The 26,053-nt window shown below is 37.1% G+C and carries 20 protein-coding genes, 2 tRNA genes and 2 rRNA genes; 6 read left to right on the forward strand and 18 right to left on the reverse strand.

All coding sequences use genetic code 11. From position 1 onward, the window contains the following. Nucleotides 1–33 precede the first annotated feature (33 nt). The 10 genes from AC5LXV_RS16130 to murA all read right to left on the reverse strand — a co-directional run bounded on the left by AC5LXV_RS16130 (nt 34) and on the right by murA (nt 10,984). Nucleotides 34–2,932 (reverse strand): 23S ribosomal RNA (locus tag AC5LXV_RS16130). Between the two features lie 208 nt (nt 2,933–3,140). Further along, a tRNA-Ala gene (locus AC5LXV_RS16135) sits at nt 3,141–3,216 on the reverse strand. Between the two features lie 49 nt (nt 3,217–3,265). Then, nucleotides 3,266–3,342 (reverse strand) — tRNA-Ile (locus AC5LXV_RS16140). Between the two features lie 55 nt (nt 3,343–3,397). Beyond that, nucleotides 3,398–4,935: ribosomal RNA gene (locus AC5LXV_RS16145) — 16S ribosomal RNA — on the reverse strand. Together the 16S and 23S rRNA genes with 2 tRNA genes alongside form the textbook arrangement of a ribosomal RNA operon. Nucleotides 4,936–5,483: 548 nt before the next feature. Then, complete coding sequence (locus AC5LXV_RS16150) at nt 5,484–6,554, reverse strand: acyltransferase (RefSeq protein ID WP_493467023.1); 1,071 nt, start codon at nt 6,552–6,554, stop codon at nt 5,484–5,486. Nucleotides 6,555–6,700: 146 nt separating this feature from the next. Next, nucleotides 6,701–6,964: a GNAT family N-acetyltransferase gene (locus AC5LXV_RS16155; protein ID WP_493467024.1), complete on the reverse strand. Its 264-nt coding sequence runs from the start codon at nt 6,962–6,964 to the stop codon at nt 6,701–6,703. A gap of 173 nt (nt 6,965–7,137) precedes the next feature. Next, nucleotides 7,138–8,100, reverse strand: a complete 963-nt coding sequence (gene pfkA, locus AC5LXV_RS16160) for a 6-phosphofructokinase (RefSeq protein WP_493467025.1) — start codon at nt 8,098–8,100, stop codon at nt 7,138–7,140. A 94-nt stretch (nt 8,101–8,194) separates the two neighbouring features. Further along, entirely contained in the window at nt 8,195–9,091 is an 897-nt protein-coding gene (locus AC5LXV_RS16165; RefSeq protein ID WP_493467026.1) for a cation diffusion facilitator family transporter, read from the reverse strand. Nucleotides 9,092–9,102: 11 nt separating this feature from the next. Further along, a complete protein-coding gene (locus AC5LXV_RS16170) occupies nt 9,103–9,678 on the reverse strand; it encodes a DJ-1 family glyoxalase III (protein ID WP_493467027.1) in 576 nt (191 codons plus the stop codon). Between the two features lie 52 nt (nt 9,679–9,730). After that, nucleotides 9,731–10,984: a UDP-N-acetylglucosamine 1-carboxyvinyltransferase gene (gene murA / locus AC5LXV_RS16175; RefSeq protein ID WP_110432499.1), complete on the reverse strand. Its 1,254-nt coding sequence runs from the start codon at nt 10,982–10,984 to the stop codon at nt 9,731–9,733. Between the two features lie 305 nt (nt 10,985–11,289). Here murA and AC5LXV_RS16180 point away from each other — a divergent pair, with 305 nt between their 5' ends. The 4 genes from AC5LXV_RS16180 (at nt 11,290) to can (ending at nt 14,451) form a co-directional block, all read left to right on the forward strand. Next, the gene (locus AC5LXV_RS16180) at nt 11,290–11,487 is read left to right on the forward strand and encodes a YbdD/YjiX family protein (protein ID WP_034883017.1); all 198 of its coding nucleotides are present in this window, start codon (nt 11,290–11,292) and stop codon (nt 11,485–11,487) included. Between the two features lie 17 nt (nt 11,488–11,504). Continuing rightward, complete coding sequence (locus AC5LXV_RS16185; protein ID WP_493467028.1) at nt 11,505–12,536, forward strand: CobW family GTP-binding protein; 1,032 nt, start codon at nt 11,505–11,507, stop codon at nt 12,534–12,536. A 140-nt stretch (nt 12,537–12,676) separates the two neighbouring features. Then, the gene (locus AC5LXV_RS16190; protein ID WP_493467029.1) at nt 12,677–13,735 is read left to right on the forward strand and encodes an FAD-binding protein; all 1,059 of its coding nucleotides are present in this window, start codon (nt 12,677–12,679) and stop codon (nt 13,733–13,735) included. Between the two features lie 56 nt (nt 13,736–13,791). Beyond that, nucleotides 13,792–14,451, forward strand: a complete 660-nt coding sequence (gene can / locus AC5LXV_RS16195) for a carbonate dehydratase (RefSeq protein WP_493452542.1) — start codon at nt 13,792–13,794, stop codon at nt 14,449–14,451. Nucleotides 14,452–14,453: 2 nt separating this feature from the next. Here the strand turns inward: can and nrdG are convergent, their stop codons facing one another. The 5 genes from nrdG to trxA all read right to left on the reverse strand — a co-directional run bounded on the left by nrdG (nt 14,454) and on the right by trxA (nt 20,956). Beyond that, on the reverse strand, nt 14,454–14,918 hold the full coding sequence (gene nrdG, locus AC5LXV_RS16200) for an anaerobic ribonucleoside-triphosphate reductase-activating protein (RefSeq protein WP_493460954.1): 465 nt from the start codon (nt 14,916–14,918) through the stop codon (nt 14,454–14,456). Nucleotides 14,919–14,935: 17 nt separating this feature from the next. Next, nucleotides 14,936–17,071 carry an anaerobic ribonucleoside-triphosphate reductase gene (gene nrdD, locus AC5LXV_RS16205; RefSeq protein ID WP_493467030.1) on the reverse strand — a complete coding sequence of 712 codons (2,136 nt, stop codon included), beginning with the start codon at nt 17,069–17,071 and terminating at the stop codon, nt 14,936–14,938. Nucleotides 17,072–17,445: 374 nt separating this feature from the next. Further along, nucleotides 17,446–18,861: an NADP-dependent phosphogluconate dehydrogenase gene (gene gnd / locus AC5LXV_RS16210; RefSeq protein ID WP_110432494.1), complete on the reverse strand. Its 1,416-nt coding sequence runs from the start codon at nt 18,859–18,861 to the stop codon at nt 17,446–17,448. A 166-nt stretch (nt 18,862–19,027) separates the two neighbouring features. Next, nucleotides 19,028–20,290 carry a transcription termination factor Rho gene (gene rho / locus AC5LXV_RS16215; protein ID WP_034883026.1) on the reverse strand — a complete coding sequence of 421 codons (1,263 nt, stop codon included), beginning with the start codon at nt 20,288–20,290 and terminating at the stop codon, nt 19,028–19,030. Between the two features lie 339 nt (nt 20,291–20,629). Continuing rightward, nucleotides 20,630–20,956 (reverse strand): thioredoxin TrxA, encoded by a 327-nt coding sequence (gene trxA, locus AC5LXV_RS16220; RefSeq protein ID WP_493467031.1) that lies wholly within the window; start codon nt 20,954–20,956, stop codon nt 20,630–20,632. Between the two features lie 153 nt (nt 20,957–21,109). Here trxA and rhlB point away from each other — a divergent pair, with 153 nt between their 5' ends. Further along, nucleotides 21,110–22,336 (forward strand): ATP-dependent RNA helicase RhlB, encoded by a 1,227-nt coding sequence (gene rhlB, locus AC5LXV_RS16225; protein ID WP_493467032.1) that lies wholly within the window; start codon nt 21,110–21,112, stop codon nt 22,334–22,336. A gap of 105 nt (nt 22,337–22,441) precedes the next feature. Here the strand turns inward: rhlB and AC5LXV_RS16230 are convergent, their stop codons facing one another. Beyond that, nucleotides 22,442–23,047: a TfoX/Sxy family DNA transformation protein gene (locus AC5LXV_RS16230; RefSeq protein ID WP_493467033.1), complete on the reverse strand. Its 606-nt coding sequence runs from the start codon at nt 23,045–23,047 to the stop codon at nt 22,442–22,444. Between the two features lie 318 nt (nt 23,048–23,365). Between AC5LXV_RS16230 and AC5LXV_RS16235 the strand changes: the two genes are divergently transcribed. Further along, nucleotides 23,366–24,022 (forward strand): hypothetical protein, encoded by a 657-nt coding sequence (locus AC5LXV_RS16235; RefSeq protein ID WP_493467034.1) that lies wholly within the window; start codon nt 23,366–23,368, stop codon nt 24,020–24,022. Here the strand turns inward: AC5LXV_RS16235 and glnB are convergent. After that, nucleotides 24,015–24,353 carry a nitrogen regulatory protein P-II gene (gene glnB, locus AC5LXV_RS16240; RefSeq protein ID WP_034883030.1) on the reverse strand — a complete coding sequence of 113 codons (339 nt, stop codon included), beginning with the start codon at nt 24,351–24,353 and terminating at the stop codon, nt 24,015–24,017. The two genes, AC5LXV_RS16235 and glnB, sit on opposite strands and share 8 nt — an antisense overlap. Nucleotides 24,354–24,376: 23 nt before the next feature. Next, nucleotides 24,377–25,984 (reverse strand): NAD+ synthase, encoded by a 1,608-nt coding sequence (locus AC5LXV_RS16245; protein WP_493468015.1) that lies wholly within the window; start codon nt 25,982–25,984, stop codon nt 24,377–24,379. Nucleotides 25,985–26,053 lie beyond the last annotated feature (69 nt).

Consider the following 26,053-nt stretch of genomic DNA (forward strand, 5'->3'; position numbering starts at 1 on the left):
TATCTTCGCGTATCCAAAACAACTCCGAGTTGTAAGGTTAAGACTCTCGGTTCATTAGTATCAGTTAGCTCAATGTATCACTACACTTACACACCTGACCTATCTACGTCTTAGTCTCAAACGGACCTTACTGATTCTCATCAGGGAAAACTCATCTCGAGGCTAGTTTCGTACTTAGATGCTTTCAGCACTTATCTATTCCGCACGTAGCTACCGGGCAATGCAATTGGCATCACAACCCGAACACCAGCGGTGCGTTCACTTCGGTCCTCTCGTACTAGAAGCAAACCCTCTCAATTTTCCTACGCCCATGGCAGATAGGGACCGAACTGTCTCACGACGTTCTAAACCCAGCTCGCGTACCACTTTAAACGGCGAACAGCCGTACCCTTGGGACCTACTTCAGCCCCAGGATGTGATGAGCCGACATCGAGGTGCCAAACACCGCCGTCGATATGAACTCTTGGGCGGTATCAGCCTGTTATCCCCGGAGTACCTTTTATCCGTTGAGCGATGGCCCTTCCATTCAGAACCACCGGATCACTATGACCTACTTTCGTACCTGCTCGAGCCGTCACTCTCGCAGTCAAGCTAGCTTTTGCCATTGCACTAACCTCCTGATGTCCGACCAGGATTAGCTAACCTTCGTGCTCCTCCGTTACTCTTTGGGAGGAGACCGCCCCAGTCAAACTACCCACCAGACAGTGTCCCTTACCTCGATTCAGAAGTATAGGTTAGAACATCAAACATTAAAGGGTGGTATTTCAAGGTTGACTCCATGCATACTGGCGTACACACTTCTTAGTCTCCCACCTATCCTACACATTAAGGCTCAATGTTCACTGTCAAGCTATAGTAAAGGTTCACGGGGTCTTTCCGTCTTGCCACGGGTACACCGCATCTTCACGGCAAGTTCAATTTCACTGAGTCTCGGGTGGAGACAGCCTGGCCATCATTACGCCATTCGTGCAGGTCGGAACTTACCCGACAAGGAATTTCGCTACCTTAGGACCGTTATAGTTACGGCCGCCGTTTACTGGGGCTTCGATCAAGAGCTTCTGCTTACGCATAACCCCATCAATTAACCTTCCAGCACCGGGCAGGCGTCACACCGTATACGTCCACTTTCGTGTTTGCACAGTGCTGTGTTTTTATTAAACAGTTGCAGCCAGCTGGTATCTTCGACTGATTTCACCTCCATCCGCGTGGGACTTCAATTACCATCAGCGTGCCTTCTCCCGAAGTTACGGCACCATTTTGCCTAGTTCCTTCACCCGAGTTCTCTCAAGCGCCTTAGTATTCTCTACCTGACCACCTGTGTCGGTTTCGGGTACGATTAACTATAACCTGAAGCTTAGAGGATTTTCCTGGAAGCAGGGCATCAATTACTTCAGCACCTTAGTGCCTCGTCGTCACGCCTCAGAGTCTTAGTGACCGGATTTGCCTAATCACACCCCTACACGTTTAACCCACCATCCAATAGGTGGTAAACCTAGCCTTCTTCGTCCCCCCATCGCAGTTATAGCCAGTACGGGAATATTAACCCGTTTCCCATCAGATACGCCCTTCGGCCTCTCCTTAGGGGTCGACTCACCCTGCCCCGATTAACGTTGGACAGGAACCCTTGGTCTTCCGGCGAGCGGGCTTTTCACCCGCTTTATCGTTACTTATGTCAGCATTCGCACTTCTGATACCTCCAGCATACCTCACAATACACCTTCAACGGCTTACAGAACGCTCCCCTACCCAACACACTTTCGTGCACTGCCGCAGCTTCGGTGCATAGTTTTAGCCCCGTTACATCTTCCGCGCAGGCCGACTCGACTAGTGAGCTATTACGCTTTCTTTAAATGATGGCTGCTTCTAAGCCAACATCCTAGCTGTCTAAGCCTTCCCACTTCGTTTCCCACTTAACTATGACTTTGGGACCTTAGCTGGCGGTCTGGGTTGTTTCCCTCTTCACGACGAACGTTAGCACCCGCCGTGTGTCTCCCATGATTAAACTTGTCAGTATTCGGAGTTTGCATCGGGTTGGTAAGCCGGGATGGCCCCCTAGCCGAAACAGTGCTCTACCCCCAACAGTTACTCATGAGGCGCTACCTAAATAGCTTTCGGGGAGAACCAGCTATCTCCCGGTTTGATTGGCCTTTCACCCCCAGCCACAGGTCATCCGCTAATTTTTCAACATTAGTCGGTTCGGTCCTCCAGTTAGTGTTAACCAACCTTCAACCTGCCCATGGCTAGATCACCGGGTTTCGGGTCTATACCCTGCAACTTAACGCACAGTTAATACTCGGTTTCCCTTCGGCTCCCCTATTCGGTTAACCTTGCTACAGAATATAAGTCGCTGACCCATTATACAAAAGGTACGCAGTCACTATTACCTAATGGTAACAGCTCCCACTGATTGTACGTACACGGTTTCAGGGTCTATTTCACTCCCCTCCCGGGGTTCTTTTCGCCTTTCCCTCACGGTACTGGTTCACTATCGGTCAATCAGGAGTATTTAGCCTTGGAGGATGGTCCCCCCATCTTCAGACAGGATATCACGTGTCCCGCCCTACTCTATAAGCTTCCACATAATGCATCTTCGTGTACGGGACTTTCACCCTCTATCGTGCGACTTTCCAGACGCTTCCACTAACACAATATGCTACCCGCTTGGGCTCCTCCCCTTTCGCTCGCCGCTACTTAGGGAATCTCGGTTGATTTCTTTTCCTCGGGGTACTTAGATGTTTCAGTTCTCCCGGTTCGCCTCATCTGACTATGTATTCATCAGATGATAGTGCAGTCGCCTGCACTGGGTTTCCCCATTCGGACATCAACGGTTATAGCGCCTTTTATCGACTTACCGTTGCTTTTCGCAGATTAACACGTCCTTCATCGCCTCTGATTGCCTAGGCATCCACCGTGTACGCTTAATTTCTTAACCTTACAACTCACAGTTGTCTTGGTTTTAATTACGCTTTCTTCTCTTTCTTATCTCAAACTAATATATTTTCATACATCAATTTGCCATAAAAACGAGAACTCGTTTCTTTCAGCTTGTTCCTAATTGTTAAAGAGCTTTATCTTTCTATTCATTCGAATATCAAATAAATACAAACATAATTTATATATAATAAAAGAGACTTCTTTAATGGTGGAGCTAAGCGGGATCGAACCGCTGGCCTCCTGCGTGCAAGGCAGGCGCTCTCCCAGCTGAGCTATAGCCCCATTGTCTCACTTCATCAACTAATCAAGCTATCCGCTTAAGCAGTCGAATTGGTGGGTCTGAGTGGACTTGAACCACCGACCTCACCCTTATCAGGGGTGCGCTCTAACCACCTGAGCTACAGACCCAATAAAGTGACTCTTTCTAAACAAACAATCTGTGTGAACACTTACGAGCTCTTCGTAAGGAGGTGATCCAACCGCAGGTTCCCCTACGGTTACCTTGTTACGACTTCACCCCAGTCATGGACCACACCGTGGTAAACGCCCTCCTTGCGGTTAAGCTATCTACTTCTGGTGCAACCCACTCCCATGGTGTGACGGGCGGTGTGTACAAGGCCCGGGAACGTATTCACCGTGACATTCTGATTCACGATTACTAGCGATTCCGACTTCATGGAGTCGAGTTGCAGACTCCAATCCGGACTTAGACGTACTTTATGAGGTCCGCTTGCTCTCGCGAGGTCGCCTCCCTTTGTATACGCCATTGTAGCACGTGTGTAGCCCTGGTCGTAAGGGCCATGATGACTTGACGTCGTCCCCACCTTCCTCCGCTTTATCAACGGCAGTCTCCTTTGAGTTCCCGGCCGAACCGCTGGCAACAAAGGATAAGGGTTGCGCTCGTTGCGGGACTTAACCCAACATTTCACAACACGAGCTGACGACAGCCATGCAGCACCTGTCTCACAGTTCCCGAAGGCACTCTCGCATCTCTGCAAGATTCTGTGGATGTCAAGACCAGGTAAGGTTCTTCGCGTTGCATCGAATTAAACCACATGCTCCACCGCTTGTGCGGGCCCCCGTCAATTCATTTGAGTTTTAACCTTGCGGCCGTACTCCCCAGGCGGTCGATTTATCGCGTTAGCTTCGGAGCCCATCACTCAGGGCAACAAACTCCAAATCGACATCGTTTACAGCGTGGACTACCAGGGTATCTAATCCTGTTTGCTCCCCACGCTTTCGCATCTCAGCGTCAGTATCTGTCCAGAAGGCCGCCTTCGCCACCGGTATTCCTCCACATCTCTACGCATTTCACCGCTACACGTGGAATTCTACCTTCCTCTACAATACTCTAGTTAACCAGTTTTAAGTGCAATTCCTAGGTTGAGCCCAGGGCTTTCACACCTAACTTAATTATCCGCCTACATGCCCTTTACGCCCAGTCATTCCGATTAACGCTCGCACCCTCCGTATTACCGCGGCTGCTGGCACGGAGTTAGCCGGTGCTTCTTCTGTAATTAACGTCAATTGATGCACCTATTCGATACATCACCTTCCTCATTACCGAAAGTACTTTACAACCCGAAGGCCTTCTTCATACACGCGGCATGGCTGCATCAGGGTTTCCCCCATTGTGCAATATTCCCCACTGCTGCCTCCCGTAGGAGTCTGGACCGTGTCTCAGTTCCAGTGTGGCTGGTCATCCTCTCAGACCAGCTAGAGATCGTCGCCTTGGTAAGCCTTTACCCTACCAACTAGCTAATCCCATATGGGTTCATCAAATGGTGCATGGCCCGAAGGTCCCATGCTTTGGTCTCTCAACTTTATGCGGTATTAGCAGTCGTTTCCAACTGTTGTCCCCCTCCATTCGGCAGATCCCCATACTTTACTCACCCGTCCGCCACTCGTCATCAAGTGCAAGCACTCATGTTACCGTTCGACTTGCATGTGTTAAGCCTGCCGCCAGCGTTCAATCTGAGCCATGATCAAACTCTTCAATTTAAAGTTTGATGCTCAATAACTGTCTCTGACATAATTCAAATGAATCTTCAGTGTCACTTATCAAGACTTAATTTTTTTAGTCCGTAGACTTTTAATTTTTCGTCTCGCAAGTGCCCACACAGATTGTCTGTTTCTTCTTTTTAAAGAGCTGACAGCTTATTAATTAACTTCACAATTTCTTGTTTTAGTTTGCTGCCTCAAGGGCTGCGTATACTACGCTACACTTTTTCATTCGTCAAGATCTTTTTTAAAAATTTTTGACCTTGCTCACTAACACTCGTTTTGTCTGCTTATCGCTGACGCCGTGTCAGTGGATGCGCATTATAGGCACTTCATTTTTTTTGGCAAGTGAAAAATAACACTTAAAATATCGTTTGTTTTTTATTTGTTCAGTAACATCGTTAATATATATGTGATAAAGATAGATATCTTATTATAAACATTAAAAAAAAATAAAACTTTGATGTCTGTCACATTTATTGATACTTTCAACCATAAAAAACTTAAATGTTTTATCTAAAAAACGTACAACTATGGCTATTGAGAAATTAACGATTACCACCAATTAAATATTTTGCTTTATCTTTAAATACAAATTTAATGGCATTAGCAATAAAAATACTTATAGTTAACGTACAGATTAAAAAGCTTATGGCACCAACCGACGCCAATTGACCATTATCCGTTTTAATAATGTAACCAAAAGGAGAGTTAATTAACTGCTGTTCTAAAAATAATACTATAATTTGGTGAATAAAGTAGATTGGAAAACTGACATTGGCCAGATATGAAAAAAATTTATATATTCCACCTTCATTATTTTTATGGTTCAAACCATCTAAAAAATAAAGCGCTAAAATAAATAAAATAATTTTTTGTAATGTATCATAATAAAGTCTTTCAACACCAAGATAATCAACATAACGATAAGCAAATGGAATAAAAAGACATAAACCAAAGAAAAATATAACTAGAGCCAAATTTTCTTTAACTAGTTTCATAATTTTTTCATAATTCTGTTTTATCATCATGCCGGTTAAATATACCGGTCCATAATGCAATAAATTTAATAAAGGTTGTTTATAATCAGGTTTAGTGAACATTACCACCCAAAACATCGAGACTAATCCAATGACAATCAAACTCTTTTTTGACCATTTATACAATAAAGGACTAATTGCAAAAATAATGATAATCATCGGCATAAACCACAGTGGTAAAAGCTGGGTTCCGGTCAACATCATTTTAACAATTGACATACTAGAGCTAGGCTCGGTTAGCGAGAAAACAGGTAATCTGGACAAGTATTGATAATGGAAATATAAAAAACAAAATATTGATACAGAAATATAAGGGCATACTACCGTTTTAAATTTAGATAAATAATATCCTTTTACATCATATTTATACGTTAAATGCTGAAATAAAAAACCTGCAATTAACACGAAGAAGGTTGTAAAATTAAAAGCAAATAAATTTAAAAAAGAAAATAAATAACTATTAGCTATTAAATGACTATTTTTAAATACACCTAAACAATGGCTAAAAACAATCATGATAATGGCTACGCCACGTAATAAATGAATAGAATGGATTTTTTGGGGTCTTACTGTTGTCATTTCAGTTATCAAAATATAACAAAAAAATTTGTTATACATTAGCATAAAATCATTAGATAAAAACTAGTATTATTTTAGAAATTACTGAAAATATTGCTTGACATATTTATAGATAAATTACAAATACTTATACGATATAAACTCAATTAATTAGCTAATTTACTGGCAGCAAAAGAACATAAAGGTATAATTTCGCGTTTTTCTTGCACTAATACTTTTACCACAAGCTCAAGTAACTTATCTGCAATTCCTTGTCCACGATAATTAGGATCAGTATAAGTATGATTGATGGTTGCTTTATCTTGGCCAATTCGAGTAAACGTCATTTCAGCTATTTCTTGATTATTATCATTACACACATAGAAACGATCGTTATCTTGCTTATACTGTAATGTCATAAAATCCCTCAATAATTGGTATGATTTTTCAGCGAAATTCGTTAAAAATAAGAAGAAATTACTTTTGAAATTATTCGATTTTAAAGTTTTTTATAAAATTAATAATGTGAACAATAGTTATACCAAGTTCAAACCATAGTATTACCAATTATTCACATCTTATTAGATTATCAATAGTACAATTTTTAGAATAAACGTTTCGCAGTATTGTAAAGATCCATATCAAATGGTCTTTTCATATTATTGATAGCATCAATAATATCATGATGCACTAATTTACCATTTTGGATACCAACACAACGTCCAGCATGACCATTAATAAGTAATTCAACAGCATAAGCACCCATTCGCGAACCTAAAATTCGGTCATAAGGCACAGGTGAACCACCGCGTTGTACATGCCCCAGAATTGTTGCTCGAGTTTCATGATGAACAGCTGCTTCAATATCCTTCGCTAATTGATTTACATCACACATATGCTCCGTAACAGTCACAATTGCATGTTTTTTACCTTTCTCAAAACCTAATTTTATCTCTTCAATTAAGTCTTCTTTAGTATAAGAAACTTCAGGGATGATCATAAATTCACAACCACCAGCCACTGATGCACTTAATGTCAAATCACCGCAATCACGGCCCATGATCTCAATCACAGAAATTCGATGATGTGAAGAACAAGTGTCTCTTAATCTATCTATAGATTCAACAACTGTGCTTAATGCAGTGAAATAACCAATAGTATAGTCAGTTCCACGAATGTCATTATCAATGGTGCCAGGTAAACCTACGCATGGAAAACCTTCTTCAGTTAATCGCATAGCTCCCATATATGAACCATCACCACCAATAACCACTAAGGCATCAATTTGATGTTTCTTTAAATTCGCGATCCCTTTTTTTCTAACTTCTTGATCTTTGAATTCAGGAAACCTCGCTGATCCTAAAAATGTCCCACCGCGGGTGATAATATCTGAAACACTAGCGCGATCTAACTTAACAATGTGATCTTCACAAAGTCCCAAATAACCATCATAGATACCGAAAACCTCTAGACCTTCAGTTAACGCGGTTCTCACAACGCCACGAATAGCTGCATTCATCCCTGGGGCATCACCACCACTGGTTAAAATACCTATTTTTTTTATCATAAAAAATAACTCCAATTTATAAACCTTTGGCTATTATAAAGTCATAATTATTAACTAACAATATAAAGTTTAGGGACTATTTTGAATAGTTTTTCTACTGCTTCATTTCTAGGGGAACAACAGAAACAGGATCTTGATGGATAATCACTGTTGCCGGGGCAAATTCTCGAGAGATATGTTTTTCAATTGCATCTGCAACTGCATGGGCTTTTATTAAAGGCATGTCATCATCTAATTCAAGATGTAATTGTATAAATTTTACTGGCCCGGCTTGTCTAGTCTTCAAATCATGGAAACCACGCACATTTACATAAGAGGAAACAATATCACTGATTTTCTGATTATCACTTTCTGGTAAAGCCTTATCTAACAAGTCTTGAATTGCACCATAAGCTATTTTACAAGCGTTATAAAAAATATATAGCGCAATAAAAAATGCAAAGCAGGCGTCAGCATAAGTGATCCCATACCAACTTAAAAATAGCGCCATAATAACCGCAATGTTCATAAACATATCTGAAGAGTAATGTAACATATCTGCTTCTATCGCTTTGCTACTTGTCTCTTTTATAACATGCTTTTGATATAAAACTAATATACCTGTCACAATAACCGAAATGATAGATACGCTAATACCTAATAAAGGTGACTTTATCATAGTAGGATGAATAATTGATTTGATACTAGAAAGTAACAAAATGGTCGCTGAACCAATAATAAAGGTACTTTGCGCTAATGCGGCTAACGATTCGGCTTTTCCGTGACCAAAAGTATGATCATCATCAGCTGGTTTCAATGCATAACGGACTAAGAAGAAGTTAAGCCCAGATGCCAGCAAATCAATACTCGAATCTAAAAGCGAGGCAAATAAACTCATTGAGCCAGTAAACCAGCAGGTAAGTAATTTGATAATAATAAGGAAAACAGAAATTAAAACGGCACATAATGTTGCCCTTTTAATTAATTTTTCGTACAAATGCGATTTTGACATTTGTTACCTATTTATTGGTAGGATTCTATCCCTTGTGGAAGCACCAATTGTGCAGCTACTTCAGCCGCCGCCTTTTTATCTAACAGAACTTCAATTATTTTTAAGGCAAAATCAATAGAAGTTCCAGGGCCTTGACTGGTGATAAGTTTATATTGAGCATCAAAATAAGCTCTATCCGATTTCCAATTTTTAATTGTATCTTTGGTCGTTGGATAACCAGTCATATAAGCATTTGGGAATAAATTGTGATGTTGCAAAACCATTGCTGGTGTTGCACAAATAGCAGCAATGACAACCCCAGCTTGATGTGCTTGTTTTAATTTTTTGATTAATTGTTGCGAGTCCCGAAAGTTTTCAGCACCAGTTAATCCGCCAGGTAAAATAATCACATCAAAATCAAGATTGTCAACTTCTGAAAATGTTTTTTCGGCTAAAATAGTAACACCACGAGAACATTCAACTTTTTTATCTTCAGTGATACTGGCGTAGGTAACTTTAATTCCAGCTCGTGTTAATAGATCAATAGTTATAACCGCTTCGGTTTCCTCACAGCCATTTGATAAGAAAACTAATGCTTGCTTTGTCATATTACACTCCGTTCTAGCTATTAACTATATTTAAATAACGTTAAACACGGCACTATTTTACACGTTCGATATTTGCGCCTAATTTTCTCAATTTGTCTTCAATATTATCATAACCACGATCAATATGGTAAATACGATCAACAATTGTTGAACCTTCGGCTATGCATCCAGCTAGAACTAAACTTGCAGAAGCACGTAAATCTGTTGCCATTACTTGAGTACCGCTAAGTTTTTCAACTCCGTGAGTAATCAAGGTATTACCTTCAATTTCACCATGAGCCCCCATACGAATAAGTTCAGGCACATGCATAAAGCGATTTTCAAAAATCGTTTCTTTAATAATTCCGGTTCCTTCTGCCACCATGTTTAATAATGAAAACTGGGCTTGCATATCAGTTGGAAACCCCGGATGAGGAGCGGTGTGAATATTGACAGCTTTAGGGCGTTTATTTTGCATATCTAAGCAAATCCAATCTTCACCTATTTCAATATTAGCACCGGCTTCTTTCAATTTTGATAATACGGCATCAAGTAAATTGGGATCTGTTTTACGGCAAGTTATTTTACCGCGTGAAATAGCAGCAGCAACCAAAAAGGTTCCTGTTTCAATGCGATCAGAAACCACTTCGTGTACGCCACCACCAAGATTAGTAACGCCTTCAATTTCAATACGCATAGTACCAGCACCGCTAATTTTAGCACCTAGCATATTTAAAAATTTTGCTGTATCAACAATTTCTGGCTCACACGCTGCATTTTCAATTATCGTTTTACCTTCAGCTAACGTTGCTGCACACATAATAGTGACTGTTGCACCAACACTAACCTTATCCATTACAATATGAGCACCTTTTAAGCGACCATCAACTGACGCTTTAACATAACCTTCATCTAAGGTAATTGTTGCGCCCAACTGTTGTAAACCAGTAATATGCAAATCAACTGGCCTTGCACCTATAGCACATCCTCCCGGCAATGAGACCTGACCTTGACCAAATCGCGCAACTAACGGACCTAAAGCCCAAATTGAAGCCCGCATAGTTTTAACTAGTTCATACGGTGCACAATAGTTATTAATCTGTCCTGCATCAAGATGAATAGAGCCATTACGTTGGTATTTCACGCCCAATTGCGCAAGCAGTTCCAGTGTAGTATCGATATCTTTTAATTTAGGAACATTTTGTAATTCGACTGGTTTTTCAGCCAAAATCGCAGCAAATAAAATGGGTAGCGCCGCATTTTTAGCGCCAGAAATAACAACTTCTCCGTTTAACGAAGTCGGGCCTGTAACATGAAACTTTTCCATTATTAACTCTTATTCATTTCAAATGGGCAACATTATAGAAGTTATTTACTAATAGATAAATGAATTTTATTCAAACATAATGATCGAATTATCTTTACTATCACCCAGAACAATTGCAATTATTTAATATTGCTCTTTTTTATCTTAATTTTAATTTAACAAACTAGATTAAAATTATTGTTAATCAAAGATTGACTCGTTTCACATCGGCATTTATAGTGAGACGGATATTTTCAAAATATCATCTGGTTAAAAATCAAATTCATCCTAACTGATTTGTTTAATATTTAATAAAAGAGAGAAGTATGTTTGACTCAATCGCTAAAGCAGGAAAATATTTAGGCCAAGCTGCCAAGCTTATGGTTGGGATTCCCGATTACGATACTTATGTTCAACATATGAAACTGACCCATCCTGAACAGACTCCTATGACTTATGAAGAGTTTTTTAAAGAACGACAGGATGCTCGTTATAGTGGCAAAGGTGGCTTTAAATGTTGTTAAATATAAAGAGATAATGTATGACTCAAGATATTACATCATTATTACCTGTCACTTTATTAACCGGATTTCTGGGTTCAGGGAAAACCACTCTCATCAATTACCTGCTCGAAAATAATCACCATGAAAAAATAATGATTATTGAAAATGAATTTGGCTCGGTAAACCTCGATAGCAACTTACTTATACCAAATCATAATATCCAAGTGGTTGAAATGACTAATGGCTGCATTTGTTGTACAGTGCAAGGAGAATTGACCAAGGCCCTTCATCAATTATATGCAGAAAGGCAAGCAGGTAAATTGCAATTTGATCGGCTTATTATCGAAACCACTGGACTCGCTGACCCGGCACCAATTATTCAAACTTTTTTTATTGATGAGCTAATTAGACAAGCCATTAGACTTGATGCGATTATTACTATTGTTGATTGTCAGCATATTTTGCAGCATTTAAATGAACATCGAGTTGCTGTTTCTCAAATAGGTTTTGCCGATCGAATTATTTTATCTAAAACTGATTGTATAACTGAACAACAACAAATTGAAATTATAAATCGCCTTCAAAAAATCAATAGTAAAGCAGCTATCTATCAAGCGATTAATGGGAAAATTGCCAAATCACAATGGTTAGATATTCATGCTTTTGATTTAGATGAAGAGTTAGTTCTTAATAAAGGTTTTTTTATCGTTGATCCAACAAAACAATTAGAAACTAAATTTAAAACAATTCCCTATCAAACCTTATCCTGGAATGATGATATCTGTTCTTATTATTTTGAAGCAGGAGAACTTGATTTAAAAAAAATAGGTTCATTTATGGAAAATTTAGTTGAAAAATATGGCAATGATATGTTGCGCTATAAAGGCATTCTTGCAATTCAAGACAATAACCAAAGATTAATCGTTCAAGGTGTCCATAAAATTGTCGGTTTTGATTATGGTTCTCCTTGGCAACAAGCTTCAGAAAAAATATCTCGCTTAGTGGTGATCAGCCGAACATTACCGTTTGAGGAATTGAATAAGGCATTTTTGCAAACTGCCGCCAGTTAATTAGTTAGCTGCGGTGCTCTCTTTTTTCTCAAACATTTTAATAAAATGTGATAAATCATCAATTTTACTATTAACTGCCTTTTTATCAAATATGATAGAATGAGCGGTTTTCAACCTGTTAAAACATACAATACAAAAATATGGACTACGATATTGCAATCATTGGACTTGGACCTGCTGGTAGTACACTTGCACGTTTACTTAATTCCTCTTTTAAAATTATTGCATTGGATAAAAAACATCAAACGGGTAATGAAGGCTTTCATAAACCTTGTGGTGGTTTATTAGCTAACGACGCCCAAAAAGCTTTTGTACGTCAAAAATTAAATTTACCTGCCGATATATTAACTGAACCGCAAATTTTTAGTGTTAAAACAATTGATCTTCAAACTAAACTAATTCGTAATTATCAGCGCAGTTATGTCAGCTTTGATCGGCATAAATTCGATTTATGGTTAAAGTCACTGATTCCAAACAATGTTAACGTTTTACATAACACGTTATGCAAAGAAATTAGAAGAGTCATCGATGGATATCAAGTCACTTATACTGATGAATATGACGTAGAGTATAAAATAACCGCTAAATATGTAGTTGGTGCCGATGGTGCTAACTCCGTTGTTAGACGTATGCGCTATCCTCATCATTCCATCAGGCAATATGTTGCCATTCAACAATGGTTTGCAGAAAAACATCAACGTCCTTTTTATTCTTGTATTTTTGATAATGAATCGACTAATTGCTATGCATGGAGCATTTCTAAAGATGGATATTTCATTTTTGGCGGTGCGTTCCCGAAAAAAACCGCCAATCAAAATTTTGAATTACTAAAAGAAAAGTTAACTAAACAAGGTTTTATTTTTGGAGAACCGTTAAAAACGGAAAAATGTCTTGTGATTTATCCAAATCGCTTCCGAGATTTTTATACCGGCAATGAAAATATTTTTTTAATCGGTGAAGCCGCTGGCTTCATTAGTGCAAGTTCGTTAGAAGGAATCAGTTATGCACTTGATAGTGCTGAGATTTTAAGCAAAATATTAAATAGTGGCATAGCCAAACCAAACAAACATTATTACCAAAAAACCATACCTTTACGTTTAAAGCTCTATAGTAAAATAATCAAAGCCAAAATTCTTACTACTCCATTATGGCGAAAGTTAATAATGAAAAGTAAGATTAAGCATGTAAAAACAATTTAGCTATACAAAATTAACAAACATTATTAACACAACTAAATATAATAAGGAATAGATATATGTTTGATGTAAGTGATTTAATTCGTTTTAACCATGAATGGTCAGAAAAAATTGAGCAGGAAGATCCTGAATTTTTTAAACAATTAGCTATTGCACAAAATCCTAAATTTTTATGGATTGGTTGTTCTGATAGCAGGGTTCCTGCAGAAAAATTGATTAAATTAAAACCTGGAGAAATGTTTGTTCACCGAAATGTTGGCAACCAAGTAATTCATACGGATCTAAATTGCCTTTCGGTTGTTCAATATGCAGTTGATGTACTTAAAATCGAAGATATTATTGTCTGTGGTCATTTAGATTGTGGTGGCATTCGTGCTGCGGTTGAAAATCCCGATTTAGGTTTGATTAATAATTGGTTGCTTCATATTCGAGATTTATGGTTTCGTAACAGTTCTTTACTTGGCAAATTCCCTGCTGATATTAGAATGGATATTTTATGTGAACTTAATGTAATTGAGCAGATCTATAACTTAGGACATTCCACAATCATTCAATCGGCATGGCAACGCGGTCAAAAAGTCAATTTGCATGGTTGGGTTTATGGGATCGATAATGGCAAGATTACCGATTTACACATTACATCATCAAGTCGTGAAAACCTTGAAATCAACTATCGTGAAGCGATTTCTTATCTGTTAAATCTGCACAAGTTACAGTAAATTTATTTGAAACGATGGATTATTTGATTACTGCTTCCGCGCCATACTAGTTTAGGATCGGCCAGTTCTTGGACAAATTTTCCATCAATTAATACATCAATATAAGGAATTACCGCTTGCTGATCATCGGTTAATTCATCAAGTTTATAACCTGTCCATAACCAAATATCTTTATTAATGCATTCAGTTTTAACTCGTTTAACCAGTTTTAAAATAGCTGAGACATTTTGAGGGTGTAAAGGATCACCACCAGAAAGTGATAATCCTTGGCGCTTTATTTCGGTATCTTGTAAATCTTTAATAATTTGATCTTCAAGTGATTGTGTAAATGGCTTACCAGAGTTTATTCCCCATGTACTTTTGTTATAACAGCCAGGGCATTGATGTACACAGCCTGCTACAAAAAGTGTACAACGAGTCCCTTCGCCATTAACGACATCCACAGGATAATAACGATGATAATTCATAATGACAAAATTATTGATTAACCTATTTGACCATTATCCAAATGTTTAACCCGACGTTTTACTTCCTCTTGCTTACCGGCATTAAATGGACGAGCATCAGGACTACCTAAATATCCACAAACACGGCGAGTAACAGAAACTTTCGATGAATCATGATTACCACAACTAGGGCAAACAAAACCCTTGCTAGTACAGGAGAACTCACCGGTATAACCACATTCATAACATTCGTCAATCGGGGTATTGGTACCATAATAAGGTACACGGGCATAACTATAATCCCATACATCTTCTAATGCTTTAACATTATTAATCATGTTAGGATACTCACCATAACAGATGAATCCACCACTCGCTACTGCTGGGTAAGGTTTTTCAAATTCAATTTTTTCATATGGATTAACCTTTTTCTCAACATCAAGGTGGAAACTATTAGTATAGTAACCTTTATCAGTTACTCCAGGAATAATACCAAATTCGGCTGTATCTAAACGGCAGAATCGGTCACATAAATTTTCACTTGGAGTACTATATAAGCTAAATCCATAGCCAGTCTCTTTTTTCCATTGATCGACAGCTTTGGCTAAGTGTTCAACGATTGCCACACCTTTTTTACGTAAAGTTTCGCTATCAAATGGGTGAGTTTGGTTACCATAAAGTGCATTTAATGTTTCATGCAGACCAATATAACCTAAAGAGATTGATGCACGGCCATTTTTGAAGATTTCAGAAACATTATCATCTTCTTTTAATCGAACACCACATGCGCCTTCCATATATAAAATCGGCGCAACACGTGCTTTTACACCATCAAGACGAGCAATACGCGTCATTAATGCTTTTTTACAAAGGTTTAAACGTTTATCTAAAATTTCCCAGAAACGGGCTTCATCACCTTTAGCTTCAATTGCAATACGAGGTAAATTGAGGCTAATTACCCCTAAATTGTTACGCCCATCATGAATTTGTTGGCCATCTTCTTCATAAACACCTAAAAAGCTTCGACATCCCATTGGTGTTTTGAATGATCCGGTTACTTCAACAACTCTATCGTAGTTTAAAATATCCGGATACATACGTTTACTCGCACACTCTAATGCCAATTGTTTAATATCATAATTAGCATCTCCTTGCTTATGGTTAATACCATCTTTAATAGCAAAAACCAATTTCGGGAATACCGCAGTTTTATGATTTTTACCTAACCCTTTTATACGCACTTTTAGAATCGATTCTTGAATTAATCGTGATTCCCAACAGGTTCCTAAACCAAAACCAAAAGTAACAAAAGGTGTTTGTCCATTCGCGGTATGGAGTGTATTAACTTCATACTCTAGAGATTGAAATGCATCATAACACTCTTTTTGGGTACGGCTTTCTGCATAAGCTTCAGGATTTGGAATATCCCATTCTTCGGCAACTTTTTTATGTTTTTGATAACTGATAGTCACAAATTTTGCTAAAATTTCATCAATTCGATTTATGGTGGTACCGCCATAAATATGACTGGCTACTTGCGCAATAATTTGAGCGGTTACCGCGGTTGCAGTGGCAATAGATTTTGGCGGCTCAATTTCAGCATTACCCATCTTAAAACCATTGGTTAACATCCCATCTAAATCAATTAACATACAATTGAACATTGGGAAAAATGGCGCATAATCAAGATCATGATAATGAATTTCACCACAATCATGAGCATGAGAAATATCTTTAGGTAATAAATATTGTTTAGCATAATGCCGAGCAACAATACCTGCTAGTAGATCACGTTGAGTTGGAATAACTTTACTATCTTTATTGGCATTCTCGTTCAAAATGGCGACGTTACTTTGTTCGATTAAACCGCGAATATCTTGGTTCAAACGGCTACGTTCTTCACGGGCACGATCACGATCATGTCGATATTCAATATAAGCTCTGGCCAATTTTTTATAAGGCCCTGACATGAGCTGATTTTCCACCATATCTTGAATTTCATTAATATCAACACTGTCCCGATCCTTCATTTGATTGGTAACAACGCGAGCAACAGCAGCACAATAATCTGGATCCTCAACATTGGCCGCAACAGCCGCTCTTATAATAGCATCTTTAATGCGATTCTCATTAAATGCAGTTTGACAGCCATCACGTTTGATTACTACGGGCATATATACTCCTCGATATTCATTAATAGTTAGCGCTCAGCATGATTTTTATATCAACCTTAATAGTTTTTGTATTATTCAAAGCTATTGATTTTTTATTGAAATATGGGCTTTTCGATATAAAGTCGGATTTTCACATTGCCAATGAAAACACTATATGTAGTAAATATGCGTGAATTATACACCATATATTGTGTTTTTCTAGTTTTTTAAAAAATAAATTTACTTGACAAGGCCAACACCAATAACCGCAAGTTTTCCCGAAAAATTAACTTCGATAAATTTGGCTAAAAAGAGTATAAAAGGTGTAGAAATTTTGTAAGAGTGCAACCGATTTTGCACTCTTAATTTAATATTAGAACAGATTTTAATTAGAATTAAGATTCAATATTTAACCATTCAGTATGAAATACGCCATCTTTATCGATACGTCTATAAGTATGTGCACCAAAATAGTCTCGTTGAGCCTGAATTAAATTAGCAGGTAATACTTCTGAGCGATAACTATCATAATATGCAATTGCTGCCGATAAAGTAGGAACCGGGATCCCTTGTGAAACGGCTAAACAGATAACATCACGCAATGATTGTTGATAAGCTTCAACGGTTTTAGAAAAATATGGTGCTAAAAGTAAGTTATCAATATTATTATTTTCACTATAAGCATCAGTAATTTTTTGTAAAAATTGTGCACGAATAATACAACCCGCTCTAAAAATCTTGGCAATTTCACCATAATTTAGTTGCCAATTATAATGTTCTGATGCGGCTTTCAATTGCGCAAATCCTTGGGCATAAGAGATAATTTTCCCCATATAAAGTGCTTTACGAACTTTTTCAATTAGTGCTTGCTTATCTCCTGTAAATGCCTCTTTACTAGGTCCTCTTAGTACTTTTGATGCAGCAACGCGTTGATCTTTAATCGCTGAAATATAACGTGCAAATACCGATTCAGTAATTAAAGATAATGGTTCACCTAAATCTAATGCGCTTTGGCTTGTCCATTTGCCAGTACCTTTATTGCCTGCCGCGTCAAGGATCTTATCTACCAGATAATCGCCATTTTCATCTTTATACTTAAAGATATCAGCCGTGATTTCAGTTAAATAACTATCTAACTCGCCTTTATTCCAATCAGAAAAAACATCAGAAAGTTCATCATTAGTTAACCCTCCTACATGTTTTAACACACTATAGGTTTCGGCAATTAATTGCATATCACCATATTCAATGCCGTTGTGAGCCATTTTCACATAATGTCCTGCTCCATCAGGGCCGATATAAGCTACGCAAGGTTCCCCATTCGCTTTTGCAGCAATTTTTTCTAAAATTGGGGCAACCAGTTCATAAGCTTCTTTTTGACCGCCAGGCATAATTGAAGGGCCTTTTAGTGCACCTTCTTCACCACCAGAAACACCAGCCCCTATAAAATTAAAGCCTTCATTAGATAACATTTTATTACGACGAATAGTGTCTTCAAAATAAGCATTTCCACCATCTATAATAATATCACCTTTATCTAACAAGGGTCTAAGTTCATCAATGACAGCATCGGTACCTTTACCTGCTTGCACCATAATTAGGATGCGGCGAGGTTTTTCTAAAGAATTAACAAACTCTTCAATAGTATAATAAGGAACCAATTGTTTATCAGAATGTTCTGCTATAACCTCTTCTGTTTTGTCTCTAGAGCGATTGTAAATTGATACTGAAAATCCTCGACTTTCAATATTCAGTGCTAGGTTTCGCCCCATCACGGCCATTCCAATGACACCGATTTGCTGTTTTGACATAATTTGGCTCCTTTATTTAATCTCTATAACCTTAATAAGGTTTTGCTACTAGTATATTAATTCGATGGAATATTACCATTAAGTGATATATTGCCATAAAAAAAACCGTATCAATACATAATACGGTTTTTCACTATTTAGTTAAACTGTTTTGCAATTAAGCGAATCATGAACGCTTCATCATTTCAAAAAACTCGTCATTGGTTTTCGTCATGGCAAGTTTATCGATTAAGAACTCCATTGCGTCAATTTCACCCATTGGATTGAGGATTTTACGTAAAATCCACATTTTTTGTAGTTCATCAGGCGAAGTCATTAAATCTTCTTTACGCGTACCAGAACGGTTAAAATCAATCGCAGGGAAAACACGTCGTTCTGCAATTTTGCGCGATAAATGAACTTCCATATTACCGGTACCTTTAAACTCTTCGTAAATAACTTCATCCATTTTAGAGCCGGTATCAATTAGAGCAGTCGCAATAATTGTTAAGCTACCACCTTCTTCCACATTACGTGCTGCACCAAAAAAGCGTTTAGGACGATGTAATGCATTAGCATCAACACCACCTGTTAATACTTTACCTGATGATGGAATAACCGTGTTATATGCACGAGCTAAACGGGTAATCGAATCTAATAAAATAATCACATCTTTTTTATGTTCGACTAAACGTTTTGCTCGTTCAATTACCATTTCGGCAACCTGAACATGTCTTGCCGCTGGTTCGTCAAACGTAGAAGCCACAACTTCCCCTTTGACTAAACGTTGCATTTCGGTAACTTCTTCTGGTCGTTCATCAATCATCAATACCACTAATTCACATTCTGGATGATTTACCGCTAAGCTTTGAGCAATGTTTTGTAATAACATGGTTTTACCTGCTTTTGGTGGAGCTACAATCAAACCACGTTGACCTTTACCAATTGGCGAAGCTAAATCAAGAACTCTGGCGGTAATATCTTCAGTAGAGCCATTACCACGTTCCATACGTAAGCGAGAATTAGGATGTAGAGGAGTTAGGTTTTCGAAAAGGATTTTATTGCGAGCGTCTTCAGGTTTATCGTGATTAACTTCATTTACTTTTAATAACGCAAAGTATCGCTCACCTTCTTTTGGCGGCCTAATTTTACCGGCAATAGTATCACCCGTTCTCAAATTAAATCGTCTAATTTGACTTGGTGATACATATATATCGTCAGGACCAGCTAAATAAGAACTATCAGCAGAGCGTAAAAAGCCAAAGCCATCTTGCAAAATTTCAAGTACACCATCGCCGAAAATATCTTCGCCACTTTTAGCGTGCTGTTTTAAAATTGCAAAAATAATATCTTGTTTTCTAAGACGGGCAAGATTTTCAAGCCCCATTTTTTTCTCACCAAGCGCTACAAGCTCGGAAACAGAAGTGTTTTTTAATTCAGTTAAATTCATAGTTTATAAATTCTTGAGGATAAAATTGATATGTTTGCAATTACTGCTATTTTTGTATATTTCTTTCATTTACTTATAAAAAATTCTCTTTCTAGCAATATGTAAAATTAATTTATTACCTAGCTTTCGATGATAATTATATACTTTGGATATTGAATTCTCACCACTTTATCAAGAAAAACAATGGATTGCTGAAAGGGGTCTATGTAAGAGTTTAGCAATTTACACTAAATTTATAGGGATGTCTATATTTTTAATTATATTTTATTGGAATAAAAAAATAATAAGCGCTATTTTAAACGCTTATTATTATATTTACTGAACAAATTTAGATTTTAATTAAAGGAATGGTTCAATAAAAGCTCTAAGTTGCGCTTTTAATGATTCGCCTACATGAGTAGCAACAACTTGACCATTTTTAAAAATTAATAACGTTGGAATACCACGAATACCAAATTTAGGGGCAACACTAGGATTTTGTTCCACATTTAATTTAGTAAAAATAATTTTGTCACCGTATTCTTCAGCGAGTTCATCTAAAATAGGGGCAATTTGTTTACAAGGTCTACACCATTGAGCCCAAAAATCGACTAGAATCGGTTTAGTTGATTCATTTATCGTCTTATCAAATGTAGCTTCAGTAAGTGCAACAATGTTATGACTCATTTAATTATCTCCTAAGGAATTTATCTAAAAATATATTAGGATATTTTCATATTTACCGCTAGTAATTATTCTAATAGGACATAATTATTAGTGAAGTTGTTGTATTTAGTGTGTTACAATTGCGACACTCTGATAATTATCTTCTAAACAATAATGATTCAATCATACCTTACAAAAACAACTTTCAATCAATTTCCCTTACACCCTTCAGTCATCAAAGCATTGGAGACAAAAGGTTTCGTTTACTGTACCCCAATTCAAGAGCAAACATTGCCATTAACAACCAAAGGAATTGACATTGCAGGACAAGGACAAACCGGTACAGGTAAAACGATTGCGTTTTTGGCATCAACATTTAATCATTTATTGAATAATGGTCCATTATCCGAGCATAAACCTAATCAACCAAGAGCTATCATTATTGCGCCTACACGCGAATTGGTTGTACAAATATATAATGATGCGCTACCTCTTTCAGAAGAAACAGGTATTAAATTAGGATTAGCTTATGGTGGTGATGGTTATGATAAGCAATTAAAAATGCTTTCTGCCGGTGTGGATATATTGATTGCAACTACAGGACGCTTAATTGATTATGCAAAACAAAATTATATCAATTTAGGGGCAATACAAGTTGCTGTTTTGGACGAAGCCGATCGTATGTTTGATTTAGGCTTCATCCGTGATATCCGATGGATATTTAGACAGATGACCCCACCACAAAATCGTCTTACCATGTTATTTTCAGCAACCTTAACCCACAATGTGCGTGAACTTGCTTTTGAATACATGAATGAACCACAATATGTTGAAGTAGAACCAGAACAAAAAATTGGTCATAGAATAAAAGAAGAGCTATTTTTCCCATCAAATGAAGATAAATTAGCTTTATTACAAACACTTATAGAAGAAGAGTGGCCCGAGCGAAGCATTGTATTTGCTAACACCAAAGTCGCTTGTGAAAAAATCTGGCGTCATTTAGTTGCTGATGGTCATCGTGTTGGATTACTTACCGGCGATATTGCACAAAAAAAACGTTTATCCATCCTTGATAAATTTACTCAAGGCGAACTTGATATATTAGTAGCAACAGACGTCGCGGCTCGTGGCTTACATATTCCAAATGTAACTCACGTTTTTAACTACGATCTTCCTGATGATTGTGATGATTATAGACATCGAATTGGTCGTACCGGACGTGCTGGCGCTGAAGGCTATTCAATTTCACTAGCTTGTGAACGTTATTCACAAAACTTACCCGCTATTGAAAAAGCCATTGACCACCCAATTCCAGTTAGCCAATATGACCCTCAGGCGTTATTATCTGGCTTGCCAACACCTAAACCATTTAAAAGAACCAACCGTAGAAAACCATCGTAAAAAGATAATTGATAAATATCTAAAAAATTAACTCAATACCATTATTAAAAATACATTTAATGATGGTATTCTTCTTAATTATTAAGTTACCAATTAATTTAAAACCTATTTTTTCTTCAAAAAATTCTGATAAGCTAATTCAATTATTTGTTTCGATTCGGATGATAATGTTCCAACATGTCGGCCATGTAATGCGCCAAATAATCCAAATAGAATATTAATCGACAACTTTGGGTTTTTACTTTTTATCCGATAATAAGTTTCCAAATAACCTACCTCTCTGAAAATGTTAATATTGATAATACCAGCACTTACCATTAATTTTTCCAAAGAAACTGTCATATTGGGTAATGATTTTAAACGACTTTGGCTTTTAGCTAATTTCTCATCAAGATCTTGCTTAGCATATTTAATAACCATTTGTACAATAGTATGCAATTTTTGTCTATCTTGGCGTAATTCATCTTCAACTCTATAGTAATCAAGTAGTTTATGCGATCCATCAAAAATTAAATCAAGTGGCAGCATACCTAACTCAATAAACATTGACCGATACTCATCATGGGCCCTTAAATAAATATTATTTTGATCTATCCAGGCAAACATAATTGATTCGCTATTCAGACTGAATCCGCCAAAAAATGAACGTAAAGTAACATCTTTAAGGTAAGAAAACTCATGTTTAATATTTATTGCTAATGTCTTAAGCATAAAAATTCCCTTTTTCACTTACTACAACATGTAACTCCAAAGAATGAGTTTATGCTAAACTATAGTAATTTTTTTGATATTCAAACAATTATTTAGTATTAATTAATAAATATGGGATCTGTCTTCCATAAATGAATATTTGTTTGATTTAAACTTGATTAATTATATTTTTTTGTTCTAAAGATTTTTAGCAACTTTTTAACAATTAACTAGTTGTAAATATCTTAATATTTCTTTAAAAAAGAAAAGACGCCTTTAGATTGTTATTCTGTTGTAATAATTATACAATCAGCGGTATTAACTAAATGGTATCCATTATTGTCAATTTCAATCAACATGTTTAAAAACGCTATATTAACGCTTTTTATTTTTTTTTCATTTTTCGCATCAGCAGATAAATTACCACTGATTCAAGAATTGACAGCCTGTAATCCAGATTTTTTTAATCATATCTATGCACATAGAGAAGAGTTAAAAACTCATACTAATGTTGAGGTTTTTAACCAGAATCAAGCTTATATTCCCGTTGAAAATCGCTCAGATACTAACAAAAACTTTGTGTATTTCAAATCTCCTATTCAATATAAAAACCTGAAACTTATTGGTTATTATGATAGTGCAATGGATTTAAAAAAAATGGGTAAATACTATTTTTGGGGTTTTATTATTGATAACGATATAAATGAGATACGTGACAGTTTAGACTTTCTAGAGTGGAAAAATATGGAGGATAATCTTCTGTATATCGCCAATCCAATGATTCGAAGTGTTAGTGATGATATTCAAGTCTGGCATAAAAATACCGGAACTGTTGTTGGCGTTAAAACGATTCCAGCGCCCAATACCACTGAAAAATTATTATTACTTGAAAAGGGGGATAATATGCAACTTCTTATCTGTTCTATTCAAGGCATTGTCACCAATAATTTACTTCGGCAAGAACGCCCTGATATTCAAATCGATCAAATTAAATAGCTGACTCATCCATTTCGCCAGTACGAATACGTATTACTTGTTCAACATTATAAACAAATATTTTTCCATCACCAATTTTGCCGGTTTGCGCTGTTTTCATGATAGTTTCAATACAGGTTTCTAAAATATCATCAGCAACAACAAGTTCTATTTTTACCTTTGGTAAAAAATCAACCATATATTCTGCACCCCGATAAAGTTCAGTATGTCCTTTTTGACGACCAAACCCTTTCACTTCCGTGACTGTCATGCCGGTAATGCCTTGATCGGCAAGTGCTTCTCGAATATCGTCTAATTTAAAAGGTTTAATAATTGCTTCAATTTTTTTCATATCTCTTTGCCCTTAATTCGAGATTACCAATTCTTAAAACCAAAAGCAGAAGTTATTGGATAGCGTCTGCCTTTACCAAAGTTACGCGCAGTTATTTTCGGCCCAACTGCTGATTGCCGTCTTTTATATTCGTTGATATCAACTAATTTAACCACTCGCCTTACAGTTGCTTCATCATAACCTTGCGTAATCAGTTGTTCAACGGAAAAATCTTGTTCAACATAGCCTTTTAATATTCCATCTAAAATATCATAAGGAGGTAGACTGTCTTCATCTTTTTGATCTGGCGCAAGTTCAGCTGATGGAGGACGAGTAATAACGCGTTCTGGGATAACATACGATCGGCTATTTCGATATTTAGATAATGCAAATACCATGGTTTTAGGCACATCTTTAAGCACATCAAAACCACCAGCCATATCGCCATACAGTGTAGCATAACCGACCGACATTTCGCTTTTATTACCAGTCGTTAATACTAACCTTCGACGTTTATTGGAAAGTGCCATTAAAATGACGCCACGACAACGCGCTTGTAGGTTCTCTTCGGTAGTATCTTTTTGTGTCCCCAAAAACATCGGTGTTAAAGAAGACATAAAAGCATCAAACATCGGTTCGATTGAAATGATATCAAACTCAACACCTAATATTTCCGCCTCTTCTTTAGCATCAGTGATACTAATATCCGCCGTATAACGAAATGGCATCATAACTGCTTGTACTTTATCTTTACCTAAAGCATCAACAGCGATTGCCAAAGTTAAAGCCGAATCAATTCCACCAGATAACCCCAATACCGCTCCTTGGAAACCATTTTTGGTAATGTAATCGCGAGTCGCGAGAACTAATGCGTCATAAACATCAGCTAGTGGTTCATTTTTAGAAACAGAGACAGGTTGATGATTATCCCCCATTTGAAAAACGGAAATTTGCTCTTCAAAAGAGTTTAATTGATGAATAATATTGCCTTTTTCATTACATACAAATGATCCACCATCAAAAACAAGCTCATCTTGACCACCTATTTGATTAACATAGATAATTGGTAAACCGGTTCTTAGAGCATGTTGTTTAATCAGTTCTTGGCGATATTGCTGTTTTTCATAAGCATAAGGTGACGCATTGATAGAGATAACCAAATCTGCACAATTCGCATCAATTCGATCGATAGGTTCAGATTGCCATAGATCTTCACAGATTAATAAACCAATTTTTTTGTCTTTGAAATCGACAACGCAAGTGTGTTCACCGGCCGTGAAATAACGTTTTTCATCAAATACATCATAATTAGGTAACAGCTGTTTGTGATAACACGCTAACAGCTGTCCTTCAAAAAACAGTGATAACGCATTATAAACTACCCCACCTTGCCAATGAGGATGTCCAACAATCACTCCACATTGTTTACTGGCTTGTTTAATAGTTGATAAAGCATGTTGGCAACGAATTTTAAAATCATCACGATAAATTAAATCCTCTGGAGGATAACCACAGATTGCAAGTTCAGAGAAAATAATCAGATCATGCGATGAATGGTTTCGTATCAGTTCAATGATTTGCTGAGTATTACCTTCAATATCACCTACACACCAATTTTTTTGTGCTAACACCAACGATAAAGACATATAAATTCAACATTACAGATAAAAATTACGGGTAAGTTTAAATGATTCTAAGTTGCACTGCTACTTTTTTATCGT

It is taken from the genome of Gilliamella sp. LMG 34359, assembly GCF_984569085.1.